15 protein-coding genes are annotated in these 17,129 nt (G+C 68.3%); 3 read left to right on the forward strand and 12 right to left on the reverse strand.

Annotation, left to right across the window (positions count from 1 at the left end; all coding sequences use genetic code 11):
• Window positions 1-79: 79 nt before the first annotated feature.
• On the forward strand, window positions 80-616 hold the full coding sequence (locus ACNO8X_RS03050) for a hypothetical protein (protein ID WP_418004100.1): 537 nt from the start codon (window positions 80-82) through the stop codon (window positions 614-616).
• Here ACNO8X_RS03050 and ACNO8X_RS03055 read toward each other — a convergent pair.
• From ACNO8X_RS03055 to ACNO8X_RS03065, 3 genes are read right to left on the reverse strand one after another with little or no spacing between them, the layout of a single operon-like run.
• The gene (locus ACNO8X_RS03055) at window positions 609-1,778 is read right to left on the reverse strand and encodes an aldo/keto reductase (RefSeq protein ID WP_418004101.1); all 1,170 of its coding nucleotides are present in this window, start codon (window positions 1,776-1,778) and stop codon (window positions 609-611) included. The genes ACNO8X_RS03050 and ACNO8X_RS03055 overlap by 8 nt on opposite strands.
• 20 nt (window positions 1,779-1,798) lie before the next feature.
• Window positions 1,799-2,647, reverse strand: coding sequence for an aldo/keto reductase (locus ACNO8X_RS03060; RefSeq protein WP_418004102.1), 849 nt, complete (start codon window positions 2,645-2,647; stop codon window positions 1,799-1,801).
• A gap of 38 nt (window positions 2,648-2,685) precedes the next feature.
• Window positions 2,686-3,663, reverse strand: coding sequence for an aldo/keto reductase (locus ACNO8X_RS03065; RefSeq protein ID WP_418004103.1), 978 nt, complete (start codon window positions 3,661-3,663; stop codon window positions 2,686-2,688).
• A gap of 118 nt (window positions 3,664-3,781) precedes the next feature.
• Here ACNO8X_RS03065 and ACNO8X_RS03070 point away from each other — a divergent pair, with 118 nt between their 5' ends.
• Entirely contained in the window at window positions 3,782-4,714 is a 933-nt protein-coding gene (locus ACNO8X_RS03070) for a helix-turn-helix transcriptional regulator (RefSeq protein ID WP_418004104.1), read from the forward strand.
• On the opposite strand, the gene ACNO8X_RS03075 is transcribed toward ACNO8X_RS03070, so the two are convergent.
• The 6 genes from ACNO8X_RS03075 to sigM all read right to left on the reverse strand — a co-directional run bounded on the left by ACNO8X_RS03075 (window position 4,655) and on the right by sigM (window position 9,299).
• Window positions 4,655-5,137 carry a shikimate kinase gene (locus ACNO8X_RS03075; RefSeq protein ID WP_418004105.1) on the reverse strand — a complete coding sequence of 161 codons (483 nt, stop codon included), beginning with the start codon at window positions 5,135-5,137 and terminating at the stop codon, window positions 4,655-4,657. The two genes, ACNO8X_RS03070 and ACNO8X_RS03075, sit on opposite strands and share 60 nt — an antisense overlap.
• A gap of 9 nt (window positions 5,138-5,146) precedes the next feature.
• Window positions 5,147-6,340 carry an N-acetylmuramoyl-L-alanine amidase gene (locus tag ACNO8X_RS03080; RefSeq protein WP_043986329.1) on the reverse strand — a complete coding sequence of 398 codons (1,194 nt, stop codon included), beginning with the start codon at window positions 6,338-6,340 and terminating at the stop codon, window positions 5,147-5,149.
• 158 nt (window positions 6,341-6,498) lie between these two features.
• Window positions 6,499-6,831: a thioredoxin gene (gene trxA, locus ACNO8X_RS03085; protein WP_043391502.1), complete on the reverse strand. Its 333-nt coding sequence runs from the start codon at window positions 6,829-6,831 to the stop codon at window positions 6,499-6,501.
• 40 nt (window positions 6,832-6,871) lie between these two features.
• Window positions 6,872-7,810: a thioredoxin-disulfide reductase gene (trxB, locus tag ACNO8X_RS03090; protein ID WP_418004106.1), complete on the reverse strand. Its 939-nt coding sequence runs from the start codon at window positions 7,808-7,810 to the stop codon at window positions 6,872-6,874.
• A 121-nt stretch (window positions 7,811-7,931) separates the two neighbouring features.
• Window positions 7,932-8,687, reverse strand: coding sequence for a hypothetical protein (locus ACNO8X_RS03095; RefSeq protein WP_418004107.1), 756 nt, complete (start codon window positions 8,685-8,687; stop codon window positions 7,932-7,934).
• 51 nt (window positions 8,688-8,738) lie between these two features.
• The gene (gene sigM / locus ACNO8X_RS03100; protein WP_260934812.1) at window positions 8,739-9,299 is read right to left on the reverse strand and encodes an RNA polymerase sigma factor SigM; all 561 of its coding nucleotides are present in this window, start codon (window positions 9,297-9,299) and stop codon (window positions 8,739-8,741) included.
• Between the two features lie 193 nt (window positions 9,300-9,492).
• Here sigM and ACNO8X_RS03105 point away from each other — a divergent pair, with 193 nt between their 5' ends.
• On the forward strand, window positions 9,493-10,536 hold the full coding sequence (locus tag ACNO8X_RS03105; protein WP_418004108.1) for a hypothetical protein: 1,044 nt from the start codon (window positions 9,493-9,495) through the stop codon (window positions 10,534-10,536).
• Window positions 10,537-10,548: 12 nt separating this feature from the next.
• On the opposite strand, the gene murJ is transcribed toward ACNO8X_RS03105, so the two are convergent.
• The 3 genes from murJ to ACNO8X_RS03120 are packed head-to-tail and all read right to left on the reverse strand — an operon-like array spanning window position 10,549 to window position 17,116.
• Window positions 10,549-13,932, reverse strand: a complete 3,384-nt coding sequence (gene murJ / locus ACNO8X_RS03110; protein ID WP_418004109.1) for a murein biosynthesis integral membrane protein MurJ — start codon at window positions 13,930-13,932, stop codon at window positions 10,549-10,551.
• Window positions 13,929-16,331: a hypothetical protein gene (locus ACNO8X_RS03115; protein WP_418004110.1), complete on the reverse strand. Its 2,403-nt coding sequence runs from the start codon at window positions 16,329-16,331 to the stop codon at window positions 13,929-13,931. The genes murJ and ACNO8X_RS03115 overlap by 4 nt, the downstream gene beginning before the upstream one ends.
• Complete coding sequence (locus ACNO8X_RS03120) at window positions 16,328-17,116, reverse strand: NUDIX hydrolase (RefSeq protein ID WP_418004111.1); 789 nt, start codon at window positions 17,114-17,116, stop codon at window positions 16,328-16,330. The genes ACNO8X_RS03115 and ACNO8X_RS03120 overlap by 4 nt, the downstream gene beginning before the upstream one ends.
• Between the last annotated feature and the right edge of the window lie 13 nt (window positions 17,117-17,129).

Raw genomic sequence — 17,129 nt, forward strand, 5'->3', positions numbered from 1 at the left:
AGCGGAGGAAATCCGGGATCGATCTCATGGAGGTGACGGGCGACCGGTCCGGCCCGCGTGACTGGGGCCGGCGACGGCGGTGACCACATATGCCCGCCTGGCTGAGGCGGAACTCGCGGCAGGCGATCTCGCCGCGGCCCGCCGTTGGGTCGACGACGCGGTTGGCTCGACATCGGGGCGGCATCACGTGGTTTCACTCATCACCAGGGCCCGCGTGGCGATGGCCCAGGACCAACCGGATCAAGCGTCACGTGACGCTCACGCCGCGCTTGCTGTTGCTGTCGAAATTGGGGCCGCGGCCGGAGTTCCGGAGATCTTGGAATGTCTGGCGGAGCTGGCCGGCGATCATCGGGAGGCAGCCCGGCTCTGCGGCCCAGCAGAGTCGATGCGGGGACACGTCGGTACCGTTCGCTTCCAGGTCCACCAGGCGGGCTACGAGGCGTCGGTGGCGGCCCTGCGGGAGGCGATGGGGGAGACGGACTTCGACGCCGCGTGGGGTGCAGGCACACCTGACCCACATCTACACCGAGCTCGGCCTCAGTTCCCGGATTCAGTTGATCCAGGAGGCTGGACGCCAGGTGCGATGCGAGGGCGGTGCATCGCCGGGGTCACCTAGGTGGTGCTTCGACTCCGGTTTGGGCGAGGTTGGCCGGCAGCAATCGGTCCCCGTGAACAGGGATGGCAGCGACCGCGGTATTGAGCTCGCGGAGTTCGGCGTCGGTGAAGGTGAGATGGTCGGCGCCGAGATTCTCCAGGAGGTGTGGCGTGCGCGTGGTGCTGGGAATGGGCACGATCCAAGGGCGCTGGGCCATCAGCCAGCCCAGCGAGATCTGGGCCGGTGTCGCGCCCTTGCGTACGGCCCAGCGTTGAACGAGTTGCAGCAGAGGCATGTTCGCGGCGAGGTTGTCCCGGGAGTTGCGGGGCACGGTCGCGCGGAAGTCGCCGTCGGCGAATTGGGTGTAGGGCGTGATGGCGCCGGTCGTGAAGCCCATACCCAACGGGGCCCAGGGCACGAACCCGATGCCGAGCTCGTCGCACAGCGCGAGCACGCCGGCCTCGGGGCCGCGCCACAGCATCGAGTACTCGTTCTGGATGGCGGTCAGCGGTTGCACGGCATGCGCGCGGCGCACGGTCTGCAGACCTGGTTCGGACAAGCCGAAATGGCGGACCTTGCCTTGGCCGATCAGATCTTTCACGGTGCCGGCGACGTCTTCGATGGGTACCGTCGGGTCGACCCGGTGTTGGTAGAGCAGATCGATGTGGTCTGAGCGCAGCCGCTGCAACATCGCATCGACGGCCCGGCGGATATGGTCGGGCCGGCTGTTCGGTCCACCACGGCGCTGCCCGGTGTCCGGGTCGATATCCCAACCGAACTTCGAGGCGATCACCACCTGGTCGCGCACAGGTTGCAGTGCCTCGCCGACGATGCGTTCAGATTCCAACGGCCCGTACGCCTCGGCGGTATCGAAGAACGTCACCCCTTGGTCGTGTGCAGTGCGGATCAGCGCGACCATGTCCGAGCGACAGGTGACCGGACCGTAGAGCTTGCCGGGCATGGTCTGACAGCCCAGCCCGATGCCGGACACCTCCAGCGATCCGAGCTTGCGTCGGCCGCCGACGGTGGTTGCCGCGGCGACCGCTGGGTTGGTGTCACGCCGCGGGTTCTCGGTTTCTGGTGCGGTGCCGCAGCCGGTGGCAAGACCTACGATCGCCGGGGCTGCGGCTGCGGCGCCCAGCAGGAAAGTGCGTCGACGATGCACCGATTCTCGGGTGTGCACGTGTAGGTCCTTCTCGTGAGTCAGACGTCGATGTGACGCTTGGAGAACTGGTCGACGATCGCGGGATCGCGGTGGTCGAAGAACAGACTTCTGTCGGTGTCCATCGCCGAGATCTGGTCCATCTGGGCGGCGGTGAGCTCGAAGTCGAAAACGGCGAGGTTCTCGCGCATCCGCTCGGGGCGGACGGACTTGGGGATGACGATCACGTCACGTTGAATCAGCCAGCGCAGCACGACCTGCCCGACCGATCTGTCGTGCGCGGTGGCGATCGCAGTCAGCGTCGGATCGGCGAACATGTTGTTGCGACCCTCGGCGAACGGGCCCCACGATTCGTGGCGCACACCGTAGGCGCTCATCACCCGGTGATCCTCGGCGCGCTGATAGAAGACGTGCGTCTCGATCTGGTTGACGGCCGGAGCGACATCGTTGTGCACGATCAGATCGACCAGCCGGTCCGGCAGAAAATTCGACACGCCTATCGCCCGGGCGCGGCCCTGTGCCAGCAGCTGCTCCATGGCCCGCCAGGCGCCGTAGTAGTCATTGAAGGGTTGATGGATCAGGTAGAGGTCGACGTAGTCCAACCCGAGCCGGTCCAGGGACCGCTCGAACGCGGCCGGGGTGGCGTCCTGGCCGGCGTGCTCCATCCACAACTTCGTGGTGACGAACAGCTCGTCGCGCGGAATGCCGCTGGCGGCGAGGGCACGCCCGACGGGACGCTCGTTCTGATACGACGCCGCCGTGTCGATGTGCCGGTACCCGGCTTCCAGCGCCTGAGCGACGACGTGTTCGGTCTCGTCATCGGGCACCTGGTACACGCCGAATCCCAGGATCGGGATCTCGACGCCGTTGTTCAAGGTGATGGTCTGCACGGGGTGTCCTAGCGTGTCGGGGGTGATTCGGGCGGTGCTCAGCGTTCGTACATCGCCATCTGTTCGGGGTTGTAGCGTTCCCCGACTGCTGGGGGCAGGGTGTTCAGGGCCAGCAGTTGTGCGGCGCTCAGCTCCACCGCGTCGGCGGCGATGTTCTCCTCCACACGTGCGACGCGCTTGGTCCCCGGGATGGGAGCGATGTCGTCGCCTTGCGCCAGCAGCCAGGCCAACGCCACCTGGGCCGGGGTCGCTCCCACCTGATCGGCGACGGCTTTGACCTCGTCGGCGATGCGCAGGTTCCGGGTGAAGTTCTCTCCGGTGAAGCGGGGGTTGTCCTTGCGGAAGTCGGTGTCGTCGAACTGTTCGGGGGAGCGGATGGTGCCCGTCAGGAAGCCGCGGCCCAGCGGGGAGAACGGCACCAGTCCGATGCCCAGCTCACGCAAGGTCGGGATGATCTCGGCCTCCAGATCGCGGGTCCACAGCGAGTACTCGGACTGCAGCGCGGTGATCGGGTGCGTGGCGTGGGCGCGGCGGATGGTTGTGGCGGCGGCCGCCGACAACCCGATGTGACGGACCTTGCCTTCGCCGACCAGCTCCGCGACCGCACCGACGGTGTCCTCGATGGGGGTGTTCGGATCGACGCGGTGCTGGTAGTACAGATCGATGTGGTCGGTACCCAACCGGCGCAGCGACCCTTCGACGGCGGTGCGGATGTTGGCGGGGCTGCTGTCGAGGTTCCAGGCGCCCTCGCCGGTGTGGGACACCAGACCGAACTTGGTGGCCAGCACCACCTGATCGCGACGACCCTTCAACGCCTTGCCGACGAGTTCTTCGTTGATGAACGGGCCGTAGATCTCGGCGGTGTCGATGAACGTCAGCCCTAGATCGAGGGCACGGTGAATCGTCCGGATCGACTCGGCGTCGTCGGCGCCGGCACCGGTGTACCCGTGCGACATCCCCATCGCTCCGAGGCCGATTCTCGACACGGTCAGGTCCCGCAGTTGGATGTACTTCATTGCGCCTCCGGCCAGTTGAGTTCCGCCAACGAGTCAACCGCGTAATCGGCCGGTCGGGGAGGGCCTGCGATGACAGGTACTGCCAGACACCCCCGCAGCCCGGCGCACCGGCCATAGTGTGGGGACCGTGGACCACCGTCGCGAGATACGCGAATTCCTGACCTCGCGCCGCGCCCGCATCACCCCGCAGCAGGCCGGTCTCGAGGTGTTCGGCAGAAAGAGACAGGTGCCAGGACTGCGCCGCGAAGAAGTCGCCATGCTCACCGGAGTCTCCGCGGACTACTACATCCGGCTCGAACGAGGCAATCTGGTCGGCGCCTCCGACAGCGTCCTGGACGCGCTGGCGCGGGCTCTGCAACTCGACGATGCCGAACGCGACCATCTATTCGATCTGGCGCGCATCGACAACGCCGCACGCGCCACGAAACGCGCGTCGACGTCGACGACGCGGATCAAACCCGTTGTGCGGCAGGTGCTCGACGCGATCACCGAGGCCGCCGCTGACATCCGCAATGAACGTGGCGACATCATCGCGGCCAACAAACTTGGTGCCGCGCTGTACAGCGAAACGCATGCCGAGACCGTGCAACCGCCCAACGTCGCGCGCTACACCTTTCTGAACCCGAGCGCGCGGGACTTCTTTGTCGACTGGGACCGCGCCGCCACCGACATCGTTGCGGTGCTGCGAGCTGCTGCCGGTCGTAACCCCTACGACAAATCGTTGTCCGACCTGGTCGGTGAATTGTCCACGCGCAGCGAGGAATTCCGGGTGCGCTGGGCCTCCCACAACGTCCGCCGCCACACGACCGGCACCAAACGCATGCGCCACCACATCGTCGGCGACATCGAATTGAACTACCAGAGCTTCGAATTGCCCGGAGAGCAAGGACTACGCCTGAGCGTCTTCACTGCCGAACCCGACAGCGCCAACCAGCAGGCTCTGCGCTTCCTCGCCAGCTGGGCCGACACCACCACCGGCGCCCTGGAGGCCTCACAACCCGGGTTCGACGCCGTCCGCGATGTCGGCCAAGATGTCGACGACCTCGGATAGCGGACGCGTCGTCTCGATCTCGTGAGTGGCCGACCGCCTCAACAGCGGTTCGGTCTCAGCGATGTCGGCCAGGATCCGGGCGCGCTCGTCAGCGGCCTTGCCGAACGGATTGTTCGTCCGGCGCTGCAGCCTGTCCAAGATGACTTCGGTTGGGGCGGTGAGTAGTACGACCGCGTCGAGTCGATGGTAGAAGCGCCACTGGTTGGCCACGGTGCCCTGAACGAACAACGGCCGGTCTCGCCATCGATTCAGTAGGTCGTCGATCAGCGGCTCTCGCCAGAGGGGCTCGCCGTCGATGACTTCGATCCAGGGACCGTCGTCGGTGTCGACGGTGGCATAGCCGCGTTGCGCCAGAGCGGCGAGCGCCGTCGACTTGCCCACCCCGGACATCCCCGTGACGAGGATCGCCGCGTGGCGACTCATACCGACGGACTAAGCGCCGGCCTGGCCGGCCTGTTCCACCGACATCTCGTGAGCCAGCAGCTCGGCGAACGTGAAAGTGCCTGTGGGACGGTCGTTCTTGCCTAGCAGATACAGCCGCTTCACGGCGGCCAGAATGCCTTCGGCAATGGAGTCGCGGGCACCGGGGGAGGTCAGCAGCTCGCGGTCGTGCGGGCTGCTGACGTAGCCGAGGTCGACCTGCACGGTGGGCATCCGGGTCAGCCGCAGCAGGTCCCAGGTCCGGCCGTGGGTCCGGCAGTCGCGGAAACCGCTGCGCGCCACCACTTCCCGCTGAATGAAGTCGGCGAGGTTGCGGCCGATGGTGGACACCGAACCGTGCGAATTCCCGAAGTAGAACGATGCGACGCCGTTGGCTGCCGGGCTGGGCAGGCTGGCGCAGCGCAAGCTGATCATCAGATCGGCACCGACCGCGTTGGCCGTCGCGGCGCGCTCGGCGTCGGCCGGGCTGCCGCCGACCGGGCGCGACAGGAACGTGTCCATGCCGATGGCCGTCATGCGGCCTTCCAAGCGGCTGGCGAGATCCCAGAGGACGTCGGCTTCGCTGACGGGGCCGGACCGGCTCGTCATGATGAGCCCGCGGTCATCGCCGCCGCGGCCCGGATCGATGATGATCCGCTTTCCGGTCAGGCGGGGGCCGCTGCGTCGGACGAGTTCCTCTTCGCGGATCGCGTGCGGCGAACCGCCGGTGACCCGGGAACCGAGGAAGTACAGGGAGCGCAGCGTCTCCGGACCGCAGATGCCGTCCGGGAACATGCCGTACTCGCGCTGGTACGACATCAGGCCGTTGTGGGTCTGCAAGCCGAAATGACCATCGACGAGACCGGTGTAGAAACCGAGATCCTGCAGCCGCGCCTGCAGGGTGGCGACGTCGTCGCCGTACATGGGGGCACCGAACTGGTGCGACAGCGTGCGCGCCCCCAGGCGGTACGAGGCTTCTTTCAGCGAGCGATAGGTGGCCTCACCGACCATGCCGTCGACGAGGAGCCCACGCTGCTGCTGGAAGGCGCGCACGGCCTCATCGAGATCGTCGTCGAAATAATCGAGAGCGACGTGCTTGCCGGTGGTGAGATCCGCGTCGGGACTGTCCAGCAGTCCCAGGGCGGCCAGTGCGGCCCGAATCTCGGTGACCGAACCTCCCCGGTCACCGCGACGCAGTATCGACATTCCTGGCCTTTCAATCACGGACGCCAGGCGGGCGGACAGCTAGCGCACTGGCGGGACGCCTGCACCCATTGTCGCAGACCCTCCTCAGGATTCCGCAACTTCACAGGCAGCAGCGGTGCGCCCCGCCGAATCCGGCGGGTGCGCAGCCGCTGATGCGGTCAGAGTTCGTCGGCGATCTCGCGCAGCAGTGCCGCCTTGCCCTTGGCGCCGACGATGCGCTTCACGGGCTCGCCGTCCTTGAACAGGATCAGGGTCGGGATCGAGACGACGTTGAAGTTGCGGGCGGTCTCCGGGTTGGCGTCGACGTCGAGCTTGGCGACGGTCAGCTCCCCGGCCTTCTCGCCGGCCAGTTCCTCGAGCACCGGGGCGATCATCTTGCACGGTCCGCACCAGGTCGCCCAGAAGTCGACCAGCACCGGGGTGCCGCTCTTGATCACGTCGCTGTCGAACGAACCGTCGGTGACGGTCAGCGTTGCGCTGCCCTCGCTCATGTATTGCTCCTCTCGGGTGAACTCTGTGGGGGAAGGACGATCAGCCGTGGTGCTCGGCCAGCCAGCGCTCGGCGTCGATGGCCGCCGCACAGCCGCTGCCGGCCGCGGTGATCGCCTGGCGGTAGGTGTGGTCGACCAGATCGCCCGCGGCGAACACGCCGTCCAGCGACGTGTTGGTGGTGCGACCCTCCACCTGCACGTAGCCCTCGTCATCGAGATCGACGGCACCGCGCACGAGACCCGAGCGCGGGTCGTGGCCGATGGCGACGAACACCCCGGTGACGGGCAGCTTGCTCTCCTCGCCGGTGGCGGCGTTGCGCAGACGAAGTCCACTGACCTTCGAATCACCTTCCACCGCAACAACTTCGGTGTTGGTGACGAAGGTGATCTTCTCGTTGGCCTGCGCGCGCTCGAGCATGATCCGCGAGGCACGGAACTCGTCACGGCGGTGGATCAGCGTCACGGAACGGGCGAAGCGCGTCAGGAACGTCGCCTCCTCCATCGCGGAGTCGCCGCCGCCGATCACGGCGATGTCCTGGTCGCGGAAGAAGAAACCGTCACAGGTGGCACAGGTGCTCACGCCCTGGCCGATCAGCTCCTGCTCACCCGGCACGCCGAGGTGGCGCGCAGCCGCGCCCATCGCGAGGATGACCGCGCGGGCCTGATGGGTCTCGCCGTCGACGGTGACGGTCTTGATGGGGCCGTCGAGGGACACCGCGTCGACGTCTTCCATGCGCAGATCGGCGCCGAACCGCAGGGCCTGCTCGCGCATCTCGTCCATGAGCTCGGGGCCGGTGATGCCCTCTTTGAAGCCCGGGTAGTTCTCCACCTCAGTGGTGGTCATCAAGGCACCACCGAACTGGACACCCTCGAAAACCACCGGCTTGAGCTGGGCGCGAGCCGCGTACACCGCTGCGGTGTAGCCGGCCGGCCCGGAGCCGATGATGATCACGTCGTGCACGGTGTCTTGGGTGGTCATGGCCGCCTTTCATCTGGCTCTGGTCAGGCTCATACCTGGTTGGCCTGCTGCCAGAGTCGGTACGCCTATAACACCAGGGTAAGTGCCGGTGTTCCCGGCCGTTTGGCGGGCCACGGGGCGGTCAGCGGCGCGGCTCTGCCGGGGCGTCCCCGATGACGGCATCGGCGATCAGGCCGGCATCGGTCGAGCTGCAGCCGGGAGACACCAGCAGGGCCATCATCGAGCCGGGGTCGGTCCTCGGCAGCAGCAGGAGCACCTGGGCGCGGTCGTGCGCGGTCACGGTGGCGGCGCCCAGCACCGGGGTGGTGGGGGCGTAACCGAGCCCCTGCAGGCAGGACTGCAATCGATCCGGCCCGGCGAGCGGCCCCAACTCGGGCGGTCTGCCCCTCAGCCCCAGGATCTGCCGATCGGCCCACGGCATCCCCGCCTGGCGCTGGACGGTCAGCGACGCCGCGGTGGGGCCCGCCGAGGTACGGGCCGGTTCGTCGGACCCGCTGATCACGACGACGGCGCCGATGCCGACCGCCACCAGTGCGGCAGCCGCCCCGGCGATGGCGATGGGACGCGACCCGCGTGCTCCGTGACCGGCGGAGTGACCGGGGACGACGGTGTGACGTGCCGGTTGGGTTCCGGCGTCGCGCAGGGCGGCTCCGATGCGCGCGGTGACCTCTGCGGGGATGTCGCTCTCGGCGTCGTCGTCCGCCAGGTCATGCAGATCGCGGCGGACCTGTTCGAGCTCCGCGTACCGCCGGGCGACTACTGGATCGTCGCGGATCCGCTGACGCAGTCGGGCAGCCGCGGCGTCGTCGAGCAGTCCTGCCTGCAGGTCGGCCAGCTGCTCGTGGGTGACGGACTCGTCGGTGTGTTCGTCGTCCACGAGCCGAAGCCTAATCCGGTGCGGTGCGTCGGCCCTGCGCTGCTGTGCTTGTCAGTCCGCCGAGTGCGACAGATGCGCCAACGACTGGGCGAGTTTGGCGCGGGCCCGCGAGCAGCGGCTCTTCACGGTGCCTTCCGCGATGCCCAGCATCGCCGCGGTCTCGGCTACCGAGTAGCCCTGCATGTCGACGGCGACGACCGCGGCCCGCTGCTCGACGGGTAGTCGCAGCAGCGCCCGCTCGATGACGATGCTGGTCTCGACGCGGCGTGCCGGGTCGGCGATCCGGCAGTCGGCCTCGTTGAGTTCTTCGGTTCGGTGAAAGCGGTTGTGGCGCAACCGGTCCAGGCAGGAATTCACCACGATGCGGCACAGCCAGCTGCGAACGGAACTGTCGTGCCGGAACCGCGGCGCGTGGCGGTGCGCTTTGAACAGCGCGTCCTGGAGGGCGTCTGCGGCATCCTGCGGGTCGTGGCTGGTCAACCGGGCGAGCCGGTACAGCTGGTGGCGGTGCCGGTAGAACAGCTCCTCGAACGCGTACCGCTCGCCGGCGATGTGCGCCGCGAGCAATTCCGCGTCTGATGCGTCCGACGGTGGCGCCCCGAAACTCCCCACTTCCGAACCATAAAGGGGGTTCTGGAAAGCGACTGACGCAAATTTGCCGGACTGTCGGCAAAATGTGTGCTGATCAGGAACGATGGCGCGCGACGAGCCTGTGGATAACCTGGGGAGCGGCTCTGTCGACGGCCACGTGTGTACGCCGTTCGGCCGATATCGATCGGGGCCGCGGACTTAGTAGCCTCTGCCGATGACGCCCATGGGAAGCGAACTCAAAAGAGTTGCCGTTTGGCTGGCGGTTGCGGCACTGATCAGTACACAGGTGGTCGGGTGCTCGGGTGACAGCAAGCCCGGGCTTGCCTCGAAGGCACCATCTGCGACGGCCACGGGTGCGCCGGCGACCCCAAGTGTCGACGCCGCCAGTTTCAGCGGCCCGGTCATCGAGCATTGCGCCACGCAGACGAAAAGTACGACGTTGAGCAAGCTGAACATCGGGACCGGTGCGCTCGTGGACATCGCCACCTTCCCCGTCAGTTGCAATATCGGCAACGGCCAGATCGGCCGGGCGCTATACAGCCGGGACTTCCACAAACTGGCGCTGGACTCCATCACCCTCAACGATGGCCACGTCCGCTACTACGACTCCGACCGAAAATCGACGGTCGACGTCACGGAGATGGTGCAACCGTCCTCCAGCGGAGATTTCGGCAACCAGCAACGGCCGGACCATCGAAACCCACAATTCGACGAGCAGGGCCTGCTCGTCTTCTACGATGCCCGCGCCAAGATGTTCGATTTCTTCGACACCGACGCGAAGAAGGTGGTGCGGACCAGCCCGACGTACCTGCCGAACTTCCTTCGAAGCGTGGCGATCAACCCGGAGCAGATGGAACACGGCGAAGGCGAACTGCCTTCCGGCGGCAGCCTGCGCATGTGCCCGTGGCTCTGGATGATCGACGACACCCGCTACCTGCGGTCGGTGCACGACGACGCCGGTCACTATCTGGTGATCGACGCGGTGCCGCCGCCTGGTGTCGAGCGGCCGACCTGCAGCGAAACCGACGGGCAACGAATCACGCCGCCGAGCACCGAAATATCCGAAGCTGCAGCAGATCCGGCCGGCACGACGATCATCTTCACCGTGTTCAGCCACGACGACATCAAGGTGTGGAACATGTACCAGGCGAACCTGCAGGACCCGTCGCACCCGACGCAGATCAAGATGTCCGGGAACATCTTGGAACGGGCGGGCTACGACGGCGGCCAGGCGATGTCCATCGTCGGCTGGAACTGACCAGACCGGGGCCTACGCGGCGGCCTTCACCACCACGTTGGAGATGTCGGTCTTGCTCTTGCCGTCGACGGTGCCCAGCGTGGAGATCCAGATCAGCAGGTGCGACGTCGGCTGTGCGTTGCTGATGGTGATGGTGTTGGCGCCGGTCTTCATGGTGGCCGGCTGCGTCAGGACGGTCGTGGCGTCCAGCGAGGCCGGGGTGGCCGACTGGGCGGACCGGATCTGGATCGCGGTGCCCGTGCTGGTCAGGTTCAGGCTGACCGACGCCACGGTAGTGGCCTGGGGCAGGTTCAGCATGAGGCCGACGCCGTTCTTGAAACCGGGGAACGGGGCAGGATCGGTGTAGACGTCGGTGGACCAGGCATCACCGGACGCGCCGGTGATGGCCTTGCCCGCGGTCTCCGGGGAGTCCGCGCCGCCGCCGGGTGAAAACACCGTCACACCAACGGGTTTCACGACATTGCCGGGCGTCGGGGCGCCGCTCGAGGTCGGATGCTGGCTGTTGAGGCCGAGCTGCTGCTTGTCCAGGCCGCCGCCGACGTCGCCGAAGATGCCCCTGAGCACCGACGCCAGCACCAGCAGTGCCACCAGCAGGACCGCGCCGCCGACACCCACACCGATGAGCACGGCCTTGCGCCGCTTGGCGGCCGCCTCGAGTTCTGCCGCGTCCGCGGGCTCCGGGCGCTGGGAGCTGTCGACGGGCTCCAGCAGTTCCGTGGTCTCGGCGACGGTGGTCGCCTGCTGCAGCAGATTCAACAGCGTTGGGGCCGAGCGGATCCCGCCACCCTCCTGCACGGCCCGGGCCGCGGCGGCAGAGATCTGGAAGGGGATGGTCCCGTCGACCGAGCGGGGTTCGACGGGCTGGCCCGCGCTGTTCTGCGTCGCGGGCAGCATGCCGCTGAGGGCACCGGCTTCGGGCAGCGGCCACCGGTTGATCAGCAGCGCGTACAGCGTGGCGCCGACGCCACGGATGTCGTCTTCCGGGGTGGCCGACGGCAGGGTGCCGGGGAAGGCCAGGACCACGTCGCCTTCGATGCTGACGCGGATCCGGCCGGGATGATCGATCGACAACGCGACGCCGGACCGGTGCGCGGACTCCGCCGTCGACGCCAGGGACTGGATGGCGCGGGCGCCGCCCATCGGGGACGGTTCCGTCGCGGCCACCTCGGCCAGGGAACCGCCGCGGATCCACTCGCTGACCACCAGGCCACCGTGGCCGAGCCGGGTGACGTCCAGGATCCGGGCCAGCCCGGGTCCCTCGACATGGCTCAGTTTGCTTGTCCGGCTGAGGATTTCCTGGACCATCAACGCGGGCAGCTCGCCGTCGTGGTCGACGAACGTCAGCGCGACCTGGCGATCGAGTGCGATGTCGAGCGCATGCCAGAACTGCAGATCGGGTGGACCACCGTGGAAGACGAGCAGGCGGTAGCGGCCGTCGGCGACGACCGCGCCGGCCCGCAACGCGGCAGCGTCGCCGCTGCCTGAGGTATCCGAGATGTGGGCGGATCCCTGGTCCGCGGGTGCGTCGGTCACCGCAAATCCTTTCCGAAGCCCGCCCGTGGTACCACCTTCCGGGTTTGCCCCGCCTGTGGCGGACGCGCCGGGCCGCCGTGGTACCGGAGATGAATTGCCGTGTCCAGGGTACGGGACCGCGGTCCGTCCCGAGTCCGGTACAGCCGAGCTGACCTGGACTGCGGGAGTCGGTGCCGGCGTGCCGCGGCCCAGTCGGCGCCGCACGAAAGCCACCGCGGCCAGGGCATCGGGCACCTTGGCGGCCACCAGTACCGCCACGATCACCGGCAGCATGATCAGGCCGAGCAGAAACAGCCGCAGCAACGATCCGGCGGCGCCGCCGTGCTCGGTCAGCCGACCGAACCCCAGCAAGCGGTCGGCGGCATAGGCCAGTAGCCCCGAACCCAGGGAGGCGCAAATGGTCACGAGGATGGTCCGGATCACCGGCAGCTCGATCATCCGGCCGTGCGGCGGCCGCAGTGCCGACCGCAGCAGGACGTAGCCGACCGTCGCGCCGGCCAGGAAGCCGAGCCCATTGGCCAGGCCCAGGTACCCGGCGACCAGTTCCCGGTCATCGGTGAGGTGGGGGGCGATCAGCGAGCCGACGATCTTCACCACGGTGATCACGACGATCAGGACGATCGGGATCCAGGGCTGTTCGCGTGCGTAGAACACCCGAAGTTCCAGCAGCACCATGGAATACGGGATCAGCGTGAACGCCGACAGGGTGACGGCCATGCCGAGATAACCGGCATCGGTGGCACCGAAGTTGCCGTACGCGAACAGGGCACTGCCGATGGCGGGGCCGGCGACGGTCATGAAGGCGACGATCGGGATCAGCGTCACCATGGTCAGCCGGGTGGCCAGGGAGAAATCGGCGAGCACCGCGGGGTTGTCGTTCGCGGCGGCGTTGCGGGACAGCCGCGGCATGACCACGGTCAGCACCGTCACCCCGATCATGCCGAACGGCAACTGCAGCAGCAGCCACGCGTAGTTGTAGATCGCGGGGCCGGATGCGGCTGCGTGGCTGGCGATTTCGTTGCCGACGATCAGACCGATCTGGCTGATCAGGACGTACAGCATCATGGCGACGGCCATGGTCCCGAACTTCTTGAGCCGGTCGTCGATACCCCACAGCGGCCGCAGGCTGATCCGCTGCCTTCGGATCGCCACAAGCAGCACCGCGACCTGGGTGACGGTGCCCATCGTGATGCCGATACCCAGCACCAGCAGCTTGGGATTGCCCATCTCTACCGGATTGATCGAAAGGTGCCCGGGGACCGCCAGATAGAGGAGCAACGTGATGATGGCGACCAGGTTGTTACACACCGGGGCCCATGCCGTCGGCCCAAACACGTTGCGGTTGTTCAGGATTGCCATGAACACCGACGACAAGCCGTAGAAGAAGACCTGCGGCATGAGCAGGTAGGCCAACGCGGTGGCGAGCGGCCGGTTGACTGCGGGATCGTTGCCCAGCATCAAGCTCACCAGCAGGGGAGCGGAGGCGACCGAGATCACCGTCGTGACGAGCAGCAGTGTGGTCGCCAGGGTGACCAGCCGCCGCACGAATCCAGCGCCGTGGTCGGGATCGTCACGTTCGGCGCGGGCCAGCACTGGCACGAAGATCGCGGTGAACGTCGCTTCGAGCACCAGCGCGGCGATCATGTTGGGCAGCTGATAGGCCACTGTGAACGCACTGGACAGTGCCGCACCGAGAATCGCGGCGAGCAACACAATGCGCAGGAAGCCGGTGATGCGGCTGACCAGGGTGGCGAAGGCCATGCCCCAGGACCGGGAGACAACGGCGGAGTCGGACAGTTCGGCTCGTCGCGGGGGCGGACCGGCGGCAGCGGCGGCGGCACGGGGACCGCGCGGGGCGCTCATGAGTCCTCCGGGGCGTGGGCGATGGCGGTGTCGAGTGGATCGGGCCGGATCGGCCGGGCCTGGTGTGGGCGGTCCAGGTCGGCCCGGTCGGGCTGACCGCGGAACCGGTGCCACAGCCGTCGGCCGGCCAGCAGGAACAGCACCGCGCCGGCGGACAGGGTGATGAAGAACAGCACCTTGCCGTAAGCATTGGAATGCACCGACAGCCGGACCGGTTCGCCGAGCGTCAGCCCGTTGGCGGTGCGCAGGGCGACGTCGACGGCGACGCGCTGGGTGAAATGCACCTCGATGGGCACACGCAGCGGCAGGTAGCCCGGGGGCAGTTCGATCTCGCCCATGTCGGTGACGGTCATGCCGGGCGGCGCGTCGATGACCAGCCGCACCCGGATGGGGAGTGGCAGATCGTTGCGCAGGGCCAGGGGGAGGGGACTGCGTTCGGTGGCCAGCGTGTACGAGCCGCCAGGGTTGACCACGGTGACGGCGTGGAAGAGGTCGTTGATGGTGTGCTGCGTGGTGGTGATGCGCTGCTGGGCCAGGGCTTCGCGGACGCTCGGCGGCACCGATTGGGTCAGTGCCCGCAGCATGTCCTCTCGCAGCGGCGCGGTGTACTGGTCGCCCGTCAGCCCGGTCTGGGTGTTGACGGTCAACGCGGCGGTCAGGCCCCAGATCCGCTCCATGGTGGTCGAGATCTGGCTGGTGATGCCGTCGCCATAGCGGGCCTTGGGGTTGCCCGTCCCGTTGTCCGGCGGGGTGGCGGACGAGGTGGGCGGCAGGGCCTGGGCGTCGGCGATGACGGCGGGCATCGGGCGGGCGACGGCCAGCCCGGAGTGGATCGCGGTGGCCACCGACGTCAGGATCGCCTGGGCGTCGTCGGGTGTCACGTCCCAGGCCAGCGGCGGCATCAGGATCTGGTTGCGGGGCTGGGCATCGGGTTGCAGGCCACGCCACAGCACGGAGGCGATGGCGTCCTGGCGGCGCGCCACCGGCGAGTCATGGATGAGCGGCACGTGCAGCGAGGTGTCCAGATATCCCGGCGAGATCGGGGTCCGCCCGGCGCCGGCCAGGGCCGCGGCCACGCACGGGTCGAACGGTGCGACGGTGACCTTGTCGCTGTAGCGGCGCGGTGCGGTGTCGGCCGGCTGCCCAGAATCGTCGGCGGTGACGGGGGCCGCGGCGATCGCGACGGTCGGTTCGGGCTGCGCGGACAGCAGCCGCACCGCCGGGCCGGTGAGCGGGCCGTCGCCGACGACCGTGGCGCCCCGCAGGGACTGGATGCCGAGCAGCTGGTTGACGATCGGGCCGGCGTCGGTGGTGGCGGTCGAGCTCAGGACGGCGTCGCCGACACGTTGCAGCGCGCGCAGGTCGGCCTGGGCGTACACGGTCGGGGTGACGCACACCCGCTGGGCGAGTTGCCGCAGCCGGTTCAGCCACTCGGTCGCGGCTTGTTGTCCGGTGCCCGGGTGCGTGGGTGAGTTCAGGCCGGCCGCCGGGTCGTCGGATACGACGTAGCCGCCGCTCATCGCGTTGACGGTGATCAGCAGGTCGGGGTCGACGGCCAGGCACATCGCGCCGCGGACCAGACCGCCCGGATCCACCTGGTCGTTGGTGGCGAAGTCCGCAGCGGCCAGCAGGGTGTCCAGGCGGCCGCCGTTGGCCAGTGACGTGGCGAGATCGTCGTCGGCGAGGCGGGCGGGTTCGGTGCGCCCGGGGACGCCGGCGGCCAGGTGCGGGCGGTCGGCCAGCGGCCACAACAGGGTCAGCGCGACGGGGTGCGCGGTGTCCGGTGGGACGACGGCGTCGATCGGCTGCTGGCCACCGCCGCCGGCTGAGGTGGCCGGGGTGGCGGGCACGCCCAGGACCGGTAGCAGGAAGCGGGCGTCGTCGAGCCGGGCGGCCGACCCGTAGTCGGGTGTGCCGTTGACGTTGACCAACAGCGGGTACACCCCGGGACGGTCGATGCCCAGGGCGGGATGTTCAGCTGACCGCACCGGGTACGCCAGCCGGAACGGCACGCTCTGCCCGCGCGCGAGATCCTGCGAGACCGTGGTGAAGTCGCCGACGGCGGAGAAGTCCGTCGGCTCCCCGGCGAGCGTCGTCCGCAGCCCGGACGACGACGTCACCGCGGACGCGTGTTCGAGACGCACCATGACGTCGTGCACCGGACGGTCCCCGACGTTGGTGACGGTGCCGCTGACCGTCACCACGGGCTCGCTGGTGGTGGTGACGACATCAGGGGTGACGTGGTCGATGCGCAGCTGCAGGAACGTCGTCCCGCCCGGCTCCCCGGCCGACGAATGTGGCGTGACCGGAGCGGTGAGCAACAACAGCAGGGCGGTGACCGCAAGCACGCGCAGCAGTGCTGTCGAGGCCAGCCCCGACAGCACCGACCTGACGTTCACGACCCGGGTCCGCAGCCGTTCGCGCGGCGGCCGGGCTGAGTATGGGCGGAGTCGTCGGTGCGATGGTTCCGCGTGCGGGAATGGGTCTGTGGGCGGCGGCGCGGCGCGGTGCGCGGCAGCGGCGGCAGGGCGCCCGGTCCATCGGTGTGGAGTTTGTCGATGAGTTCGCCGGCCACTTCGGCGAGCTTGCGCTCGTCGGCGTAGGCCAGGCGGGACGGCAGTTCGCGCAGGGGTACCCACGCCACTTCGGTGACCTCGACGTCGTCGTCGGAGAGTTCGCCGCCCAGGAATCGCATCAGGTAATGGTGCACTGTCTTGTGCACGCGCCGGCCCTCGGTCACGAACCAGTAGTCGATGCTGCCGAGTGCGGCCAGGACGCTGCCCTGCAGTCCGGTCTCCTCGGCGACCTCACGGATGGCGGTCTGTTCGGCCGTCTCGCCGAGCTCGATGTGCCCCTTGGGCAGTGACCACAACATCCGGCCACGCCGGTCCATGCGGCCGATGAGCGCCGCCATCTGGGTATCTTTGGGGCCGTCGAGGCCGTCGATCACCAACCCGCCGGCAGACGTCTCGTGGACGGTGCGCAGCCGGTCGTTGTTGGCCTTGCGGGCGGCCGGTGCCGCGGGAGCCGCGGCGGCAGGGACCGGTTGTGCGCTGTTGTTGCGGGGGGCAGCAGCCGAATCGGAGTCGGTGCGCTGGGCGCTGTCGCTGGGCGGACCTGCCGAGCGTCGACCACGACGTCGCCCGCGGCGTCGTCGTGGTTTGGCACGCTCGCCTTCCGACACCCAAGCGATAGTA

It is taken from the genome of Mycobacterium sp. PDNC021, assembly GCF_048282635.1.
Taxonomy (GTDB): Bacteria; Actinomycetota; Actinomycetes; order Mycobacteriales; family Mycobacteriaceae; genus Mycobacterium; species Mycobacterium llatzerense.